Source organism: Streptomyces sp. NPDC031210 (assembly GCF_055570395.1).
The window spans coordinates 189,002-204,054 of sequence record NZ_JBVIHH010000008.1; the positions used below are offsets into that span (position 1 = coordinate 189,002).

Genomic DNA, 15,053 nt, shown 5'->3' on the forward strand with positions numbered 1-15,053 from the left:
CCGCCCTCGGGTGTGGGCGCCTCAGCCGCCACGGCCGTGCAGTACGGCACGCAGCGGCGGGTCCGGTTGGAGCAGCATCCCGGCCTCCGGGCGTACCTCGCGCGGCGTGACCTCCAGATGGAAGCGCTGCGCCAGCGTGGCCAGCACCAGTGCCGCCTCCACCTGGGCGAAGCGGGCTCCCAGGCAGGCGCGCTGCCCGCCGCCGAAGGGGAACCACGCGCGGTCGCGTACGGCGTCCGGGGCGTCCGCGGCGGCCCCGGCATCCGCGGCGTCCGGGTCCCAGCGTTCGGGGCGGAAGGCGGCGGGGTCGGGGAACCAGCGCGGGTCGCGGTGCGTGGTCCACTGGCTGCACCAGACCGTGGTCCCGGCCCGGATCGCGGTGCCGCCGAGCGTGGCGCCCTCCCGGGCCACGGCGGGCATCAGCCACGCGGGCGGATACAGCCGCAGCGTCTCCTTGACGATCTGCCGGGTCCACGTCAGCCGCTCGTAGTCGTCGAGGCCCGGCAGCCGCCCGCCGAGCACCCGCGCCAGCTCCTCGTCCAGCCGGGCGCGGACCTCCGGCGCCCCCGACAGCAGATACCAGGCCCAGGTCAGCGCGGTGGACGTCGTCTCGTGACCGGCCGCCCACAGCGTGACCGCCTCGTCCCTGACCTCCCGGGCGGACAGCGGTCGGCCCTCCTCGTCGCGGGCGGCGAGCAGCCGGCTCAGCAGGTCGTCGCGGTCACCGCCGTCCGGCGCGGTGGCCCGCCGCTCGCCGATCAGCCGGTGCACCTCGGCGTCCACGGTGGCGACGGCGGCGAGCAGCCGGCGCCGGGCGGGGGTGCGTACGTACGCGGGCAGGAAGAGACCGACGCCGCGCAGTTCGCCGCCGACCACCCGCTGGGCCACGCCCATGGCCTCGCCCAGCGCGCGGGTGCTCCCTCCCAGGTCGTTGCCGAACAGTGTCCGGAGCACGACGCGCTGGGTGAGGCGCGCCATCTCCGCGCGGACGTCGATCCGGTCCCCCGGCCGCCAGTGCCCGGCCGTCAGCCGTGCGCAGTCGACCATCGTGGCGGCGTACCCGCGTACCTGGCGGGGGCGGACCGTCGGCTGCACCAGGGAGCGTTTGCGGCGCCAGTCCGCGCCCCGGCTGAGGATCACGCTGCGGCCGGTCACCTGCCGGAACGCCCAACTGATCTCCAGGATGTCGAAGGTGTGCTCCCGCGCCGCCAGCATTTCCGCGATGTGCTGCGGATGCGCGAGGAACAGGCTGCGCAGGGGGCCGAGCGACCAGGTCACCGTGTCGCCGAACTCGTCCCGGAGCCGGACCAGGAAGCTCAGCGGGTCCTTGCCGAACGCGGGCAGATTCCCCAGCCACGGCAGGCCGCGCGGACCGGCGACGGGGGTCAGCGGTACCAGGCAGGGTGCGGCGGACGTCATGGGCGGCTCCTCCGGGGCGGCGCGGCGGACCTACGCGCCGCTGGGGGCGCCGGAGGAGCAGAGCGCGTACGCCGTGCCGCCGACCGGTGCCCGCTGCGGCAGGTCATAGGCCACTTTCCGCGCCTCCTCCAGGGCTTTCGCGGCGACGCGCCGCTCCTCCTCGGTGGCGGCCTTGTCCAGCGCGGCCTGCTTGGCCTGGATGACCTCCAGTTGCCGGAGCAGCGCCGGGTTGACGGAGTCGGCGCTGACCATCCAGCCGTCCCCGGCGGGGGTCGGGTGGGAGGCGGTGACGGCCTGTTCCATCTGGTAGCCGGAGATCTCGTAGCCGCCACCGGTGACATGGGAACCGGCCGGGCAGCGCGCGGTCAGCTTGTCCAGGGCGCCCTTCACCGTGACCGTACGGGGGGTGTCCCCGGGCGCGCGGCCGGTGTGGTGCGGCGCGGGCCGGGTGCGGGCGGTGGCCGGGACGGCGGTCAGGAGCAGGCCGGCGGCGGTGGCCGCGCAGAGGGTCAGTGCGGTGGCGCGCATGGCGGCTCGGCCGTTCCTTCCGTGGCGGGGCGTGACGTACGGGCCTCGACGGGCCCTTGTTACCCCTTGCCGGTTTCGGTGCAGATCCTCTGCCGGAGCGTCAGATTCACCGCCTTGGCGGCGAGGACCGGACGGAGGCCGGGCGGGAGACGGGAAGGAGGCCGGGCGGGAGACGGGACGGAGGCCGGGCGGGAGACGGGAAGGAGGTCGGGCGGGAGACGGGACGGAGGCCGGGCGGGAGACGGGAAGGAGGTCGGGACACCGGAAGAGGGCCGGAAAATAAAATCATGCAGGCGTGCTTGATTGTTTCTTCGGGCGCTGCCACGCTCGGAGCGCACCGCACCGCACCGCACCGCACCGCACAAGCACCACATGCCACCGCGCCCCGCCCGCACGGCGGTTGGCCGATGAGGGGAGTGTCGCGTGTCCGATCCCGGCGCCGTACTGGCCGATCTCAGGGCCGAGAGCGAGGAACTCGACGCGCTCGTCGCCGGACTCCCGGCCGCGCGCTGGGCGGCCCCCACGCCCGCCGAGGGCTGGACCCTCGCCCACCAGATCGCCCACCTCGCCTGGACCGACCGGCAGGCACTGCTCTCGGCCACCGACCCCGAGGGCTTCGCACGGGCCGTACGCAAGGCCCTCGCCTCGCCGCTGACCTTCGTCGACGAGGGCGCCGAAGAGGGCGCCCAGGCCCCGCCCGCACGGCTCCTCGCCGACTGGCGGGCGGGCCGCGAGGCGCTGTGGGAGGCGCTCGCGACGCGGCCGGCCGGTCAGCGGCTGCCGTGGTACGGGCCGCCGATGAGCGTGGCGTCGATGGCGACCGCGCGGCTGATGGAGACCTGGGCGCACGGCCAGGACGTCGCCGACACGCTGGGCGTCCACCGCACCCCGACGGCCCGGCTGCGGCAGGTCGCCCGGATCGGCGTCCGCACCCGCGACTTCGCCTACTCCGTGCACCGGCTCGACCCGCCCGACGAGGAGTTCCGTATCGAACTGCGGGCGCCGGACGGGGATGTGTGGACCTACGGGCCGCCGGAGGCCGCGCAGCGGGTCACCGGTGACGCACTGGAGTTCTGCCTGCTGGTCACCCAGCGGGCCCACCCCGCCGACCTGCCGTCCCTCCGGGCCGAGGGGGCGGACGCGCGGCGGTGGCTGGGCATCGCCCAGGCGTTCGCCGGCCCGCCGGGAAAGGGACGGAAGCCCGCCGCCGGCGCGGGCACGGCGGGCGGCCCCGCGTGAGCGCCGCCCGGCCCGGCGCCCGCCCGGCCGCACCCCCCGCCGCCGGCCCCGGCCCGCTGCGGATCGGCAACGCCTCCGGCTTCTACGGCGACCGCTTCGACGCCCTGCGCGAGATGCTCACCGGCGGCCCGCTGGACGTGCTCACCGGCGACTACCTCGCCGAACTCACCATGCTCATCCTCGGCCGCGACCGCCTGAAGGACCCCCGGCGCGGCTACGCCAAGACCTTCCTGCGGCAACTGGAGGACGGCCTCGGCCTGGCCGCCGACCGCGGGGTGCGGATCGTCACCAACGCGGGCGGCCTCAACCCGGCCGGACTCGCCCACGCCGTACGGGAGTTGGCGCAGCGCGTCGGCGTGCCCGTACAGGTGGCGCACGTGGAGGGCGACGACCTGCTGCCGCGCGGGGGCTGGGGCGAGGGGGTGCTGACCGCCAACGCCTACCTGGGCGGCGAGGGCATCGCCGCCTGTCTGCGGGCCGGCGCCGATGTGGTGGTGACCGGCCGGGTCACCGACGCCGCTCTGGTCAGCGGCGCGGCCACCGCCCACTTCGGATGGCGGCCGCGGGATCTCGACCAGATGGCCGGCGCGGTCGTCGCCGGGCACGTCCTGGAATGCGGTACCCAGGCCACCGGCGGCAACTACTCCTTCTTCGCCGCCCACGACGTGCTGCGGCCCGGCTTCCCGCTCGCCGAGATCGCCGCCGACGGCAGCGCGGTGATCACCAAGCACCCGGGCACCGGCGGCGCGGTCACGGCCGGTACGGTCACCGCCCAACTGCTGTACGAGACCGGTGGCGCGCGCTACGCCGGGCCCGACGTGACGGCCCGCCTGGACACCCTCCGCCTGGTGGAGGAGGGCCCGGACCGGGTCCGGATCGAGGGGGTGCGCGGTGAGGCGCCGCCGCCGACCCTCAAGGCCGGGCTGACCCGGCTCGGCGGCTGGCGCAACGAGGTCACCTTCGTCCTGACCGGGCTGGACGTGGAGGCCAAGGCCGACCTGGTCCGCGACCAGATGGACGCGGCCCTCGGCGCCGCCGCCAAACGCCCCGCCGACGTGTGGTGGACGCTGGCCCGCACCGACCGGGCGGACGCCGACGTCCAGGAGGAGGCGAGCGCGCTGCTGCGGCTGGTGGTGCGCGACGCCGACGAGGAGGCGGTCGGGCGGGCCGTCAGCGGCGCCGCCATCGAACTGGCGCTGTCCAGTTGCCCCGGCTTCCACGTCACCGCGCCGCCCGGCAAGGCCGCCCCGTACGGCGTCTTCGAGGCGGTCGCGGTGGACGCGGCCACGGTGCCGCACACCGCGGTACTGCCGGACGGCACCCGCACCCCGATCCCGCCCGCCCCGCACACCCAGGTGGTGCGGCGGCCGGCGGACCCCGCCCTGCCCGAGCCCCTCGACCCGGCCCTGCCCACCCGCCGCGCGCCGCTCGGCCTGGTCGCCGGCGCGCGCAGCGGCGACAAGGGCGGTGCGGCCAACGTCGGGGTGTGGGCCCGCACCGACGAGGCGTGGCGCTGGCTGGCGCACGCGCTGACCGTCGACACCTTCCGCCAACTGCTGCCCGAGACCGCGCCGCTGCCCGTCGACCGGCATGTGCTGCCAAGGCTGCGGGCGCTGAACTTCGTCGTCGAGGGACTGCTGGGGGAGGGCGTCGCCGCGCGGGCCCGGTTCGATCCGCAGGCCAAGGCCGTGGGGGAGTGGCTGCGCTCGCGGCACATGGACATACCGGAGGTGTTGCTGTGACCGTGCTCGCGACCGGGCTCGACCCGACGAGCGCCGCATACGCCGAGCGTCGTGCCGCGATGCTCGCCAAACTCGCGGACGTCGAGGCCGCGCACGCCAAGGCCGTCGAGGGCGGCGGCGAGAAGTACCTCGCCCGGCACCGCGCACGCGGCAAACTGCCGGCCCGCGAACGCATCGAACTGCTCCTGGACCCCGACACCCCGTTCCTGGAACTGTCCCCCCTCGCCGCCTGGGGCAGCGACTACGCCGTGGGCGCGGCCCTGGTCACCGGCATCGGCGTCGTCGAAGGCGTGGAATGCCTGATCACCGCCAACGACCCCACGGTCCGCGGCGGGGCCAGCAACCCCTGGACGCTGAAGAAGGCGCTGCGCGCCAACGAGATCGCCCGCGCCAACCGCCTCCCGGTCCTCTCCCTGGTGGAGTCCGGCGGCGCCGATCTGCCGAGCCAGAAAGAGATCTTCATCCCCGGCGGGGCGCTGTTCAGGGACCTCACCCGGCTGTCGGCGGCGGGCATCCCCACCATCGCCGTGGTCTTCGGCAACTCCACCGCCGGCGGCGCGTACGTCCCCGGCATGTCCGACCACGTCATCATGGTCAAGGAACGCGCCAAGGTCTTCCTGGGCGGGCCGCCGCTGGTGAAGATGGCGACCGGCGAGGAGAGCGACGACGAGTCCCTCGGCGGCGCCGGGATGCACGCCCGCGTCTCCGGACTCGCCGACCACTTCGCCCTCGACGAGCCGGACGCGCTGCGCCGGGCCCGGCGGATCGTCGCCCGCCTCAACTGGCGCAAGGCACACGCCGATCCGGCGCCGGCCGCGCCACCGAAATACGACGAGGACGAGCTGCTGGGCATCGTCCCCGGCGACCTCAAGGCGCCGTTCGACCCCCGCGAGGTCATCGCCCGCCTCGTGGACGGCTCCGACTTCGACGAGTTCAAGCCCCTGTACGGACCGAGCCTGGCGACGGGCTGGGCCGCCCTGCACGGCTACCCCGTCGGCATCCTCGCCAACGCGCAAGGGGTGCTGTTCAGCGCGGAATCCCAAAAAGCCGCCCAGTTCATCCAGTTGGCGAACCAGCGGGACATCCCGCTGCTGTTCCTGCACAACACCACCGGCTACATGGTCGGCAGGGAATACGAGCAGGGCGGCATCATCAAACACGGCGCGATGATGATCAACGCGGTGTCGAACTCCAAGGTCCCGCACCTGAGCGTCCTCATGGGCGCCTCCTACGGCGCCGGGCACTACGGCATGTGCGGCCGCGCCTACGACCCGCGCTTCCTGTTCTCCTGGCCGAGCGCCAAATCCGCCGTCATGGGCCCGCAGCAGCTCGCCGGTGTCCTGTCGATCGTCGCCCGCGCCTCGGCCGCCGCGAAGGGGCAGCCCTACGACGACGAGGCGGACGCCGGGCTGCGCGCCATGGTCGAGCAGCAGATCGAGTCCGAGTCGCTGCCGATGTTCCTGTCCGGGCGGCTCTACGACGACGGCGTCATCGACCCCCGCGACACCCGCACCGTCCTCGGCCTGTGCCTGTCCGCCCTCCACACCGCCCCGGTCGAGGGCGCGCGGGGCGGCTTCGGCGTCTTCCGGATGTGAGGCAGGAATGATCTCTTCGGTACTCGTCGCCAACCGCGGCGAAATCGCCCGGCGGGTCTTTCGCACCTGCCGCGACCTGGGCATCTCCACCGTCGCCGTGTACTCCGACGCGGACGCGTCCGCCGCGCACGTCCGCGAGGCCGACGCCGCCGTACGCCTGCCGGGCGACGCCCCGGCCGACACCTATCTGCGCGGCGACCTGATCGTGAAGGCGGCCCTCGCCGCCGGCGCCGGCGCCGTCCACCCGGGCTACGGCTTCCTGTCCGAGAACGCCGGCTTCGCCGCCGCCGTTACCGACGCCGGTCTCCTGTGGATCGGCCCGCCCCCCGCCGCCATCGAGGCGATGGCCTCCAAGACACGGGCCAAGGAACTGATGGCCCGCGCCGGAGTGCCGCTGCTCGCCGCCCTCGACGCCGGCCGGGTGACCGCCGCGGACCTGCCGCTGCTGATCAAGGCGGCGGCGGGCGGCGGCGGCCGCGGCATGCGGATCGTACGAGACCTGGCGGAGCTGCCCGACGCGCTGGTGGCCGCCCGGGCCGAGGCGGCATCGGCGTTCGGCGACGACGAGGTCTTCCTGGAGCCCTACGTCGTCCGGGGACGCCACGTCGAGGTGCAGATCCTCGCCGACGCGCACGGCACCGTCTGGACGCTGGGGACCCGCGACTGCTCGCTCCAGCGCCGCCACCAGAAGGTCATCGAGGAAGCCCCCGCGCCCGGCCTGGACGACGCGCTGCGCGAGAGCCTGCACACCGCCGCCGCCGAGGCGGCCCGCGCGATCGGCTACCGGGGCGCCGGCACCGTCGAATTCCTCCTCTCGGACGAGCGGCGGCCGTACTTCCTGGAGATGAACACCCGCCTCCAGGTCGAACACCCCGTCACCGAAGCCGTCCACGGCATCGACCTCGTCGCCCTCCAACTCGGCGTCGCCGAAGGGCAGCCGCTGCCGGACCGGCCACCGCCGCCCACCGGCCACGCCGTCGAGGCCCGGCTGTACGCCGAGGACCCGGCGCACGACTGGCAGCCGCAGACCGGGACGCTGCACCACTTCCACGTCCCCGGCGAGATCCGGCTCGACACCGGCGTCACCGACGGCGACACCATCGGCGTCCACTACGACGCGATGCTCGCCAAGGTCATCGCCTGGGCACCCACCCGCGCCGAGGCCGTCCGCCGCCTCGCGCACGCCCTGGAGCGGGCCCGCATCCACGGCCCGGTCACCAACCGCGACCTGCTGCTGCGCTCCCTGCGCCACCCGGACTTCGCCGCCGCCCGCCTCGACACCGGCTTCTACACACGTCACCTCGCCGCGCTGACCGAGCCGGACACCGCCGCGGCCGCCGTCTCCGCGCTCGCCGCGGCCCTCGCCGACGCCCACGGCCGCTCCCGCTTCGGCGGCTTCCGCAACCTGCCCTCCCGGCCCCAGGTCAAGAAATACGCCGCGGGCACCACGGAACACGAGATCCGCTACCGCCTCACCCGGCACGGCCTCGACGCCGAGGACTTCCCCGGCGTCCGCCTCCTGGAGCTCCACCCCGAACGCGTGGTCCTCGAAGTGACCGGAATCCGGCGGCAGTTCACCGTCGCCCGCTACGGCGAGGACCGGGTCTTCGTCGACTCCCCGCTCGGCTCCTACGCCCTCGCGCCGCTGCCGCGCTTTCCCGACCCCGAGGCCCACACCGCCCCGGGCTCGCTCCTGGCCCCCATGCCCGGCACGGTGGTCCGCGTCGCGGACGGCCTGACCGAAGGGGCCCGGGTCGAGGCCGGCCAGCCCCTGCTCTGGCTGGAGGCGATGAAGATGGAACACCAGATCACCGCTCCCGCCGCCGGCACCCTGACCGCCCTCCACGCCACGCCCGGCCGCCAGGTCGAGCCGGGCACCCTGCTCGCCGTCGTCACGACCTGACCCCCGCCGCGGACCGCCCTCCCGGGCCGCCCGCCAACCCACGGAGCCGCCATGAGCAACGTCCTCAGCAACGCCATGAGCAGCAACGCCCCGCACAACCCGGTGACCGAGTCCGAGGAGCACCGCGCCCTGCGCGACGCCGTCGCCGCGCTCGGCAAGCGCTACGGCCGCGACTACTTCACCCGGGTCGTCGCCGACGGCGAGCACACCGACGCGCTCTGGGCGGAAGCGGCGGCCCTCGGCTACCTCGGCGTCAACCTCCCCGAGGAGTACGGCGGCGGAGGCGGCGGCATCACCGAACTCGCCCTCGTCCTGGAGGAGTTGGGCGCCGCGGGCTGCCCCCTCCTCATGCTCGTCGTCTCCCCCGCCATCTGCGGTACGGTCATCGCCCGCTTCGGCACCGAGGAGCAGAAGCGCACCTGGCTACCGGGCCTGGCCGACGGCACCCGCAAGATGGCCTTCGGCATCACCGAACCGGACGCCGGCTCCAACTCCCACCGCATCACCACCACCGCCCGGCGCGACGGGGCGGACTGGATCCTCAACGGCCGCAAGGTCTTCGTCTCCGGCGTGGACATCGCCGAGGCCACCCTGATCGTCGGCCGCACCGAGGACGCGCGGACCGGCCGCCTCAAACCCTGCCTTTTCATCGTTCCGCGCGACACCCCCGGCTTCGGCCGCAGCCCCATCCCCATGGAACTCGCCGCCCCGGAGAAGCAGTTCGAACTGACCCTGGACGACGTACGGCTGCCCGCCGACGCGCTGGTCGGCGACGAGGACGCCGGACTGCTCCAACTGTTCGCCGGCCTCAACCCCGAACGCGTCATGACCGCCGCGTTCGCCCTCGGCATGGGCCGCTACGCCCTCGACCGTGCCGTCGACTACGCCCGCACCCGCCAGGTCTGGAACGCCCCCATCGGCGCCCACCAGGCCATCGCCCACCCGCTCGCGCAGTCCCACATCGAGCTGGAACTCGCCCGCCTGATGACGCGCAAGGCGGCGTACCTGTACGACGCGGGCGACGACACGGGCGCCGGCGAGGCGGCCAACATGGCCAAATACGCGGCCGCCGAAGCCGCCGTCCACGCCGTGGACCAGGCCGTCCACACCCTCGGCGGCAACGGCCTCACCCACGAATACGGCCTCGCCTCCCTGATCACCGCCGCCCGCGTCGCCCGGATAGCCCCCGTCAGCCGGGAAATGATCCTCAACTACGTCTCCCACCAGTCCCTGGGCCTGCCGAAGTCGTACTGAGGCGGGGCGGGGGGGGGGGGGGGGGGGGGGGGGGGGGGGGGGGGGGGGGGGGGGGGGGGGGGGGGGGGGGGGGGGGGGGGGGGGGGGGGGGGGGTGGGGTGTCTCTGTGTCTCACCCCCCCCCCCCCCCCCCCCCCCCCCCCCCCCCCCCCCCCCCCCCCCCCCCCCCCCCCCCCCCCCCCCCCCCACGGCCGGGCGTGCCGTACGCCGGGGCGGCGGCCGGAGCGGCCGCGCCCGAACCTGCCCGCCGTCACTGTAGGATCTCGCGCTTCGCTTCATGTGCGGGGTGCTGTGACCTGCGGAGTCTCCGGCTGTCTCATGCCGCTTCACCAAGGTCAGCCTCAATTTCCGCTGCACTTCTTCGCAATGGGGCGAGAAGACGCTGGGAACCTTCTAACCGGCCGGGGCTGCTCGTCGCCCCACTCGCTCTGGCGTTCACTGAAGTGTGGAGTCGACGAACTGCTGGGTTCCCTCGGGACGTGCCGTCGCCGATCTGCCCGGAGACATTGTCGCCCCACGCCTTCACCGCGCCGTCCTTGAGCAGTGCGAGCGCGAAGCCGTGCTCGAAGGAGTAGCCGCCGGCGGACAGCTTCGCGACCCCGCCGCGTTCAGATCGGTGACCACGACGGGGGAGGCGCTTCTGTCGGCGGTGGTGCCCTTCCCGAGCTGGCCGGTCAGACCGGCTCCCAGCTCAGCATCACGGCGTCATCGGCGTTGCGGACCATCAAACCCTCCAGGTAGTCAACAGAACGGATGGGACGTGCGCGGTCAGTCTGGGTGCCGGCCTCAGGGACCGCGGCGATCAGATCTGCCGTTCACCCGTCGAGTGTGCTGATCCACGCCATGAAATACCGCGGAAATCGGCCACAGGCAACGCGGGGTGGGGAGATTCATTGAACCTGTTTCACCCTCCAGTACAGGATGAAACAGGTTCAGTAACCGGGGCGCCTACCCCTTCGTTCGATTCCTCTTCGCCGCAGGCGTCTTCTTCGCCACGACTTCATTCGCCGTCGCCGTCTTCTTCGCCGCGGTGGCCTTCTTCACGGGCGCCTTCTTCGCTGCGGTCTCCTTCTTGGCCGCGGTCTTCTTTTTGGTCGCGGTCTTCTTCGCCGTCGGGGCCTTCTTGGTTGGGGTCTTCTTTTCCGCGGCCACCTTCTTGCCGGACGACCTCTTCGCTGCGGCCTTCTTCGCCGACGTCTTCTTCCTCACGGCTCGCTTCGCCGTGGTCGACACGCTCACCGTGCCTGCGGGGTCGATGTTCACCGTAAGGTCAACAGCCTCCTCAAGAACTGCGTCGACCGCCTCCGCTGCCCGCTCCCGGCTACCGAGTCGCTTAGCGACTTTGGCAATGAGAGCAGGCCGATCCGCGACACTGACGCCTTTCCAGGGTCCAACGTCAGATGTCAGACTCGTCCCCGTCCAGGGAGTCACATCCCCAGATTCCCGCTCCCGATCTTTGTCCATGGCCACGCGTCCAATCGACTCGTTTAGGGTTGCGCCACGAGGGCGCTTGTGAGGACAGCGGCCATTTCAAGACCTAGGGCAAGTACGCCGTACCGGAACCAAGCGGCCTTCCGGTCGATGATCTGCTGGTTGTCCTCCAACGCCTGCAAGTGACCACGGACGATGCCTCGATGGAGGCTCTGCTCTTCCTGCCCGGTCACCTCCCTTTCGAGAAGGACTTGGACGGGATGCGCAGCCGCGTAGGACCAGTTTTTCACTGGCCACAACACCCAGAGAGCGCACACGAGCACTAGTCCCAGGCTCGCCATCATCCAGACAAGGTAGGCGAGTGGTGGTGGGTGATCTTTAGCGATGAAGCCTACGTTCGAGGCGAACGTTGCAATCAAGGCGGCAACTGTAAACAGTCCTGTGGACCGGTTGCGATAGTTGCCCAATGTGGTGTCTTGCTGTGCAATGATCTTGATAACCGACTCGTAGGCGATCTTGAGCTTCGCCGCGCTAGCGGTGTTTGCGGCGGCCCGGGCCTCGTTTAGTGCCTCGCACGATTTACGCACTTTGACAAGATCCATCGGCACACTCCCCGGTCGGCGGCTGCAGTCGGATCGCAGAGCCCTTCCAAGTCATCACACGTGGAGTGTTCCGAACACCCTGCAGTGCTCTGTATGCCCGCAGAACTCACGCCCCCGGGTGAACTCTTCTCGTGAAACGACAGCAGCCAGGGAAGCAATTGAGCGAGTGCGCGGCCGGCCCTGAGTGGGTTGCCGCGTGTCACGGTCGCTTCATAAGCGCAACCAATATGAAGCGGAGGGTGAGACTGTGCAGCGAAATTTGAGATCCTACAGTCACACCGCCCAGGAGTCGGACGGGTCGTCCAGCCAGGCCCGTTCGCCCTCGGCGGTCACCGTCAGGCCGAACCGGCTCCGTTCGGGCCGTCCGCGGCCGACCCACCACCGGTAGGCGGCCTCCACCTCGTCCCACAACCGGCGCGGGCCCGACTGCCAGACGCGCGCCCGATCACCGTCCCGGAACATCACACACGCCCAGGAACGGTCCGCCAGGCCGTAGAACCAGACCGGCCGGGCACCGTCGACCTTTCGGGCGACGGCGTGCCAACACCGGGACACACGGAGTCCCACGACGAACTCTTCCGGCCCGAACCGCTCACCGACGAACTCCTCCTCCGTCACCGACGTGGACGACTCATCGCCCTCGGCCACACTGCCCGTGACGTACTCGGAGTGGACCACCGGCGAAAGCCGCTGGGAGCGCAGCTTCATGAACTCCACGGGCCCGGCGAACCTCCCGGACGCGCTTTCTCCGCTCGGCGCGACCACGAGACGGGCCACCGCGTCACCATGGCCGTAGTTTGTCCCCCATGGGGCCACGATGACGCCCCCGGGCCGGCACTGCTCCACCCAGGCGAACGGAAGGGAGCGAAGGCCGCAGGTCGCGATGACCCGGTCGTACGGCGCTCCTCCCGGGTGCCCCCGCGCCCCGTCACCCCACAGAACCCGAACGCCGAGACCGAACCGCTCCACGGTCGCCCGGGCCGCCGCGGCCAGAGCCTCATCCACCTCCATCGTCGTGACCTTCCCCGGCCCGGTGCGGTGGGCCATGAGCAGCGCGTTCCAGGCCGTGGCGGTGCCGACCTCCAGCACCTTCTGCCCGGGGCGAAGGTCCAGTTCCCGGAGCATCCCGAACACGACGGAGGGCATGGACGCGGAACTGGTGGGCACCTCGCCCGGTTCGGTGCCGCTGTGCCGGCCGTCGTCCCACTGCGTGACGATCGGTACATCGCGGGCGTCCGCGTAGTCCCGCCAGCGCGCCGGCTCCCGCGACCGGGAAACGGGGACGCTCCTGCCCGCCACCATGTCGAACGGCCAGACCAGATCCGGCAGTACGGCGGGCCGGGGTACGGCTGCGTACGCGGCGGCCCAGTCAGGGGAGAGGACCCCGGCAGCCATGAGGGCACGCCCCAGCCCGTCCGGACCGGGGCGCTCCTGGTGTGCGTCGGGGATCACCGGTCAGCCGGCCTTCGGCGGGTTGGGGACGCCGGGACCGCCATCCGGAGTCGGTGACGGATGCGGTCCGGGGTAGGGCTCTCCCGGGAGCTTGTCGCCGCCGTCGTTCCACAAGACCGTGTTCATCGTTCCTCCTGCTGATGTCAGTACGTGCGTGGGTTCGGTGCCCGAGCGATTTCGACCGGGACCGGTTCGCCGTCGTGTCGCGGGTGACGCCGGAGCAGCACCCGGCAGTCCACCGCCTTGGTCAAGTCGCGTGCCCGCTCAGCCGTTTGCAGCAGGCGAGCCAGCTCCTGGCACGTGGTGCAGGCCATCGCGGACCTCGCTGCCGGATTTCCCGTCACGGCCGCTCCCTCCTCTCGTGCGGGTGGCTCGCCATCTCCTCGTCGATGCTCCGGACCCAACGGGGCCGACCCGTCGCGTGAGCCGTCTGCCGTTGCCGGTCAAGCGCCCGGCACACGTCGCACCCCGGCACCGGCACGGGCTCCGGCGCGCATCGCTCAACCATCCGAACCCCTCACTCTTTGTGGCTGGTTGGTGAACAGAGTGCAGCAAGTCTCAGTAATCTCAGAGAGATTCAGCGCCCAACCTGGGCGTTGGGAAAAGCGCGTGACTTGCGGGCCGCTGACCGGCGTGAACGCCGTTACCGTCGGTGGTGACCAGCCAAGTGGTCAGGGGGAGTTTTGGCCGAGCGAAGCGGAACAACCGGGGGTTCGCCGGGGGCTAAGGACCCGCGTCTGCGGTTCGCGGAGGAATGTCGGAGCGCCCGGGAGCTGTACCCGGCCGGGCCGTTGACCCAGACGCAGTTGGCGCGGCTGGCCCGGACGTCCAAGTCCACCATCAGCCGCGTGGAGACGTGTGTAGGGCCTGTCCCATCCAGCCTTCCGGCCGTGCTGGACCAGGTCTTCTCGACGGACGGACTGTTCAAGCGCCTCTATGCGGAGATCGCCGCACAGACCTACCCGGCGCATTCCCGGCGACGGATCGAGATGGAGCCCCGGTCGCTTGCCATCGCGGAGTGGTCGCCAACGGCGGTGCCCGGCTTGTTGCAGACGGCGAGGTACTGCTATTCGCTCTTCAGGGAGGGCAATCCGCGAGCCAGTGAGGCGGAGATCTCGCTCATGGTGCGCTACAGGATGGAGAGGCAAGAGATTTTCAAAGGCAGCTCCCCGCCCGATTTCTCCGTCATCATCTGTGAGTCGGTCATCCGGCGGACTGTAGGGGATGCGGAAGTGATGCGGGGGCAGCTCGCCGCGCTCCTGGAAGGCGGCGCTCGACCGACCACCGTGCTGCAAGTGCTGCCACTCAACGCCGGCACCCATGGGCTGATGGACGGCTCGATGTCGATTCTGACGCCCGCGGAAGGTGCGCAGATCGTCTATACCGAAGGCATCAGGTCTGCATCGATCATCGAGGAACCCTCGACGGTGCGTCATCTGGCTCGGGCCTACGATCGACTTACCGCTTCGGCCCTCTCGCGTGACGCGTCCGCTCACCTGATCCGCACGTTTTTGGAGACATTGTGACCTCGCCCCTCCACCATCCTTGGGTCAAGTCCAGCTACAGCAACCAGGAAGGCGGCAACTGCGTGGAGTGGTCGCCCGCCTATGCCCGGGAGCATGGCGCGGTTCCGGTGCGGGACAGCAAGGACCCGGCCGGCCCGGCGCTCTTCGTGGAGCGGTCGGCGTTCTCCGCGTTCGTCCGCGCGGTCAGGAACGGACAGTTCGGGGAGGTCTGACCGCGAACGGCGTCAGACGCGAAGGCCGGCTCGCCCCCAGGGAATCATGCAGGCACGCTTGATTGTTTCCCGGCCCGCTGCCACGCTCTGAGGGTCGCGTGAGCAGCCGTTCGGAACGGGGCGCGCGTGCCGGGGAAAGGAGCCGATCACC

14 protein-coding genes are annotated in these 15,053 nt (G+C 72.0%); 7 read left to right on the forward strand and 7 right to left on the reverse strand.

The features are described 5' to 3' along the window. Positions 1 to 21: 21 nt before the first annotated feature. On the reverse strand, positions 22 to 1,419 hold the full coding sequence (locus tag ACZ45Z_RS17225) for a cytochrome P450 (protein ID WP_468362712.1): 1,398 nt from the start codon (positions 1,417 to 1,419) through the stop codon (positions 22 to 24). 30 nt (positions 1,420 to 1,449) lie between these two features. Then, positions 1,450 to 1,947: a hypothetical protein gene (locus ACZ45Z_RS17230; RefSeq protein WP_468362714.1), complete on the reverse strand. Its 498-nt coding sequence runs from the start codon at positions 1,945 to 1,947 to the stop codon at positions 1,450 to 1,452. 423 nt (positions 1,948 to 2,370) lie between these two features. Here ACZ45Z_RS17230 and ACZ45Z_RS17235 point away from each other — a divergent pair, with 423 nt between their 5' ends. From ACZ45Z_RS17235 to ACZ45Z_RS17255, 5 genes are read left to right on the forward strand one after another with little or no spacing between them, the layout of a single operon-like run. Then, the gene (locus tag ACZ45Z_RS17235) at positions 2,371 to 3,186 is read left to right on the forward strand and encodes a TIGR03084 family metal-binding protein (protein WP_468362716.1); all 816 of its coding nucleotides are present in this window, start codon (positions 2,371 to 2,373) and stop codon (positions 3,184 to 3,186) included. Next, positions 3,183 to 4,928: an acyclic terpene utilization AtuA family protein gene (locus ACZ45Z_RS17240; RefSeq protein ID WP_468362718.1), complete on the forward strand. Its 1,746-nt coding sequence runs from the start codon at positions 3,183 to 3,185 to the stop codon at positions 4,926 to 4,928. Before ACZ45Z_RS17235 ends, ACZ45Z_RS17240 begins: the two co-directional genes overlap by 4 nt. After that, the gene (locus ACZ45Z_RS17245) at positions 4,925 to 6,523 is read left to right on the forward strand and encodes an acyl-CoA carboxylase subunit beta (RefSeq protein ID WP_468362720.1); all 1,599 of its coding nucleotides are present in this window, start codon (positions 4,925 to 4,927) and stop codon (positions 6,521 to 6,523) included. The genes ACZ45Z_RS17240 and ACZ45Z_RS17245 overlap by 4 nt, the downstream gene beginning before the upstream one ends. Positions 6,524 to 6,530: 7 nt before the next feature. Then, a complete protein-coding gene (locus ACZ45Z_RS17250; RefSeq protein ID WP_468362722.1) occupies positions 6,531 to 8,426 on the forward strand; it encodes an acetyl/propionyl/methylcrotonyl-CoA carboxylase subunit alpha in 1,896 nt (631 codons plus the stop codon). A gap of 51 nt (positions 8,427 to 8,477) precedes the next feature. Beyond that, positions 8,478 to 9,680 carry an acyl-CoA dehydrogenase family protein gene (locus ACZ45Z_RS17255; protein ID WP_468362724.1) on the forward strand — a complete coding sequence of 401 codons (1,203 nt, stop codon included), beginning with the start codon at positions 8,478 to 8,480 and terminating at the stop codon, positions 9,678 to 9,680. 315 nt (positions 9,681 to 9,995) lie between these two features. Here the strand turns inward: ACZ45Z_RS17255 and ACZ45Z_RS17260 are convergent, their stop codons facing one another. From ACZ45Z_RS17260 to ACZ45Z_RS17280, 5 genes are all read right to left on the reverse strand, one after another. Continuing rightward, entirely contained in the window at positions 9,996 to 10,268 is a 273-nt protein-coding gene (locus ACZ45Z_RS17260; RefSeq protein ID WP_468362963.1) for a hypothetical protein, read from the reverse strand. 359 nt (positions 10,269 to 10,627) lie between these two features. Next, positions 10,628 to 11,143, reverse strand: a complete 516-nt coding sequence (locus tag ACZ45Z_RS17265) for a hypothetical protein (RefSeq protein WP_468362965.1) — start codon at positions 11,141 to 11,143, stop codon at positions 10,628 to 10,630. Positions 11,144 to 11,166: 23 nt separating this feature from the next. Beyond that, the gene (locus tag ACZ45Z_RS17270; RefSeq protein WP_468362725.1) at positions 11,167 to 11,712 is read right to left on the reverse strand and encodes a Pycsar system effector family protein; all 546 of its coding nucleotides are present in this window, start codon (positions 11,710 to 11,712) and stop codon (positions 11,167 to 11,169) included. Positions 11,713 to 11,985: 273 nt separating this feature from the next. Next, on the reverse strand, positions 11,986 to 13,107 hold the full coding sequence (locus ACZ45Z_RS17275; protein WP_468362727.1) for a methyltransferase domain-containing protein: 1,122 nt from the start codon (positions 13,105 to 13,107) through the stop codon (positions 11,986 to 11,988). Between the two features lie 60 nt (positions 13,108 to 13,167). Then, the gene (locus ACZ45Z_RS17280; RefSeq protein ID WP_468362729.1) at positions 13,168 to 13,290 is read right to left on the reverse strand and encodes a hypothetical protein; all 123 of its coding nucleotides are present in this window, start codon (positions 13,288 to 13,290) and stop codon (positions 13,168 to 13,170) included. A 764-nt stretch (positions 13,291 to 14,054) separates the two neighbouring features. On the opposite strand from ACZ45Z_RS17280, the gene ACZ45Z_RS17285 reads away from it, so the two are divergent. After that, on the forward strand, positions 14,055 to 14,690 hold the full coding sequence (locus ACZ45Z_RS17285) for a DUF5753 domain-containing protein (RefSeq protein ID WP_468362731.1): 636 nt from the start codon (positions 14,055 to 14,057) through the stop codon (positions 14,688 to 14,690). Continuing rightward, a complete protein-coding gene (locus ACZ45Z_RS17290) occupies positions 14,687 to 14,902 on the forward strand; it encodes a DUF397 domain-containing protein (RefSeq protein ID WP_468362733.1) in 216 nt (71 codons plus the stop codon). Before ACZ45Z_RS17285 ends, ACZ45Z_RS17290 begins: the two co-directional genes overlap by 4 nt. The last annotated feature ends 151 nt before the right edge of the window (positions 14,903 to 15,053 follow it).

Coding starts and splice junctions, on each gene's coding strand:
- ACZ45Z_RS17250 (WP_468362722.1), top strand. CDS start 6,531: ATGATCTCTTCGGTACTCGTCGCCAACCGCGGCGAAATCGCCCGGCGG.
- ACZ45Z_RS17275 (WP_468362727.1), bottom strand. CDS start 13,107: ATGGCTGCCGGGGTCCTCTCCCCTGACTGGGCCGCCGCGTACGCAGCC.
- ACZ45Z_RS17255 (WP_468362724.1), top strand. CDS start 8,478: ATGAGCAACGTCCTCAGCAACGCCATGAGCAGCAACGCCCCGCACAAC.
- ACZ45Z_RS17230 (WP_468362714.1), bottom strand. CDS start 1,947: ATGCGCGCCACCGCACTGACCCTCTGCGCGGCCACCGCCGCCGGCCTG.
- ACZ45Z_RS17280 (WP_468362729.1), bottom strand. CDS start 13,290: ATGAACACGGTCTTGTGGAACGACGGCGGCGACAAGCTCCCGGGAGAG.
- ACZ45Z_RS17225 (WP_468362712.1), bottom strand. CDS start 1,419: ATGACGTCCGCCGCACCCTGCCTGGTACCGCTGACCCCCGTCGCCGGT.
- ACZ45Z_RS17270 (WP_468362725.1), bottom strand. CDS start 11,712: ATGGATCTTGTCAAAGTGCGTAAATCGTGCGAGGCACTAAACGAGGCC.
- ACZ45Z_RS17265 (WP_468362965.1), bottom strand. CDS start 11,143: ATGGACAAAGATCGGGAGCGGGAATCTGGGGATGTGACTCCCTGGACG.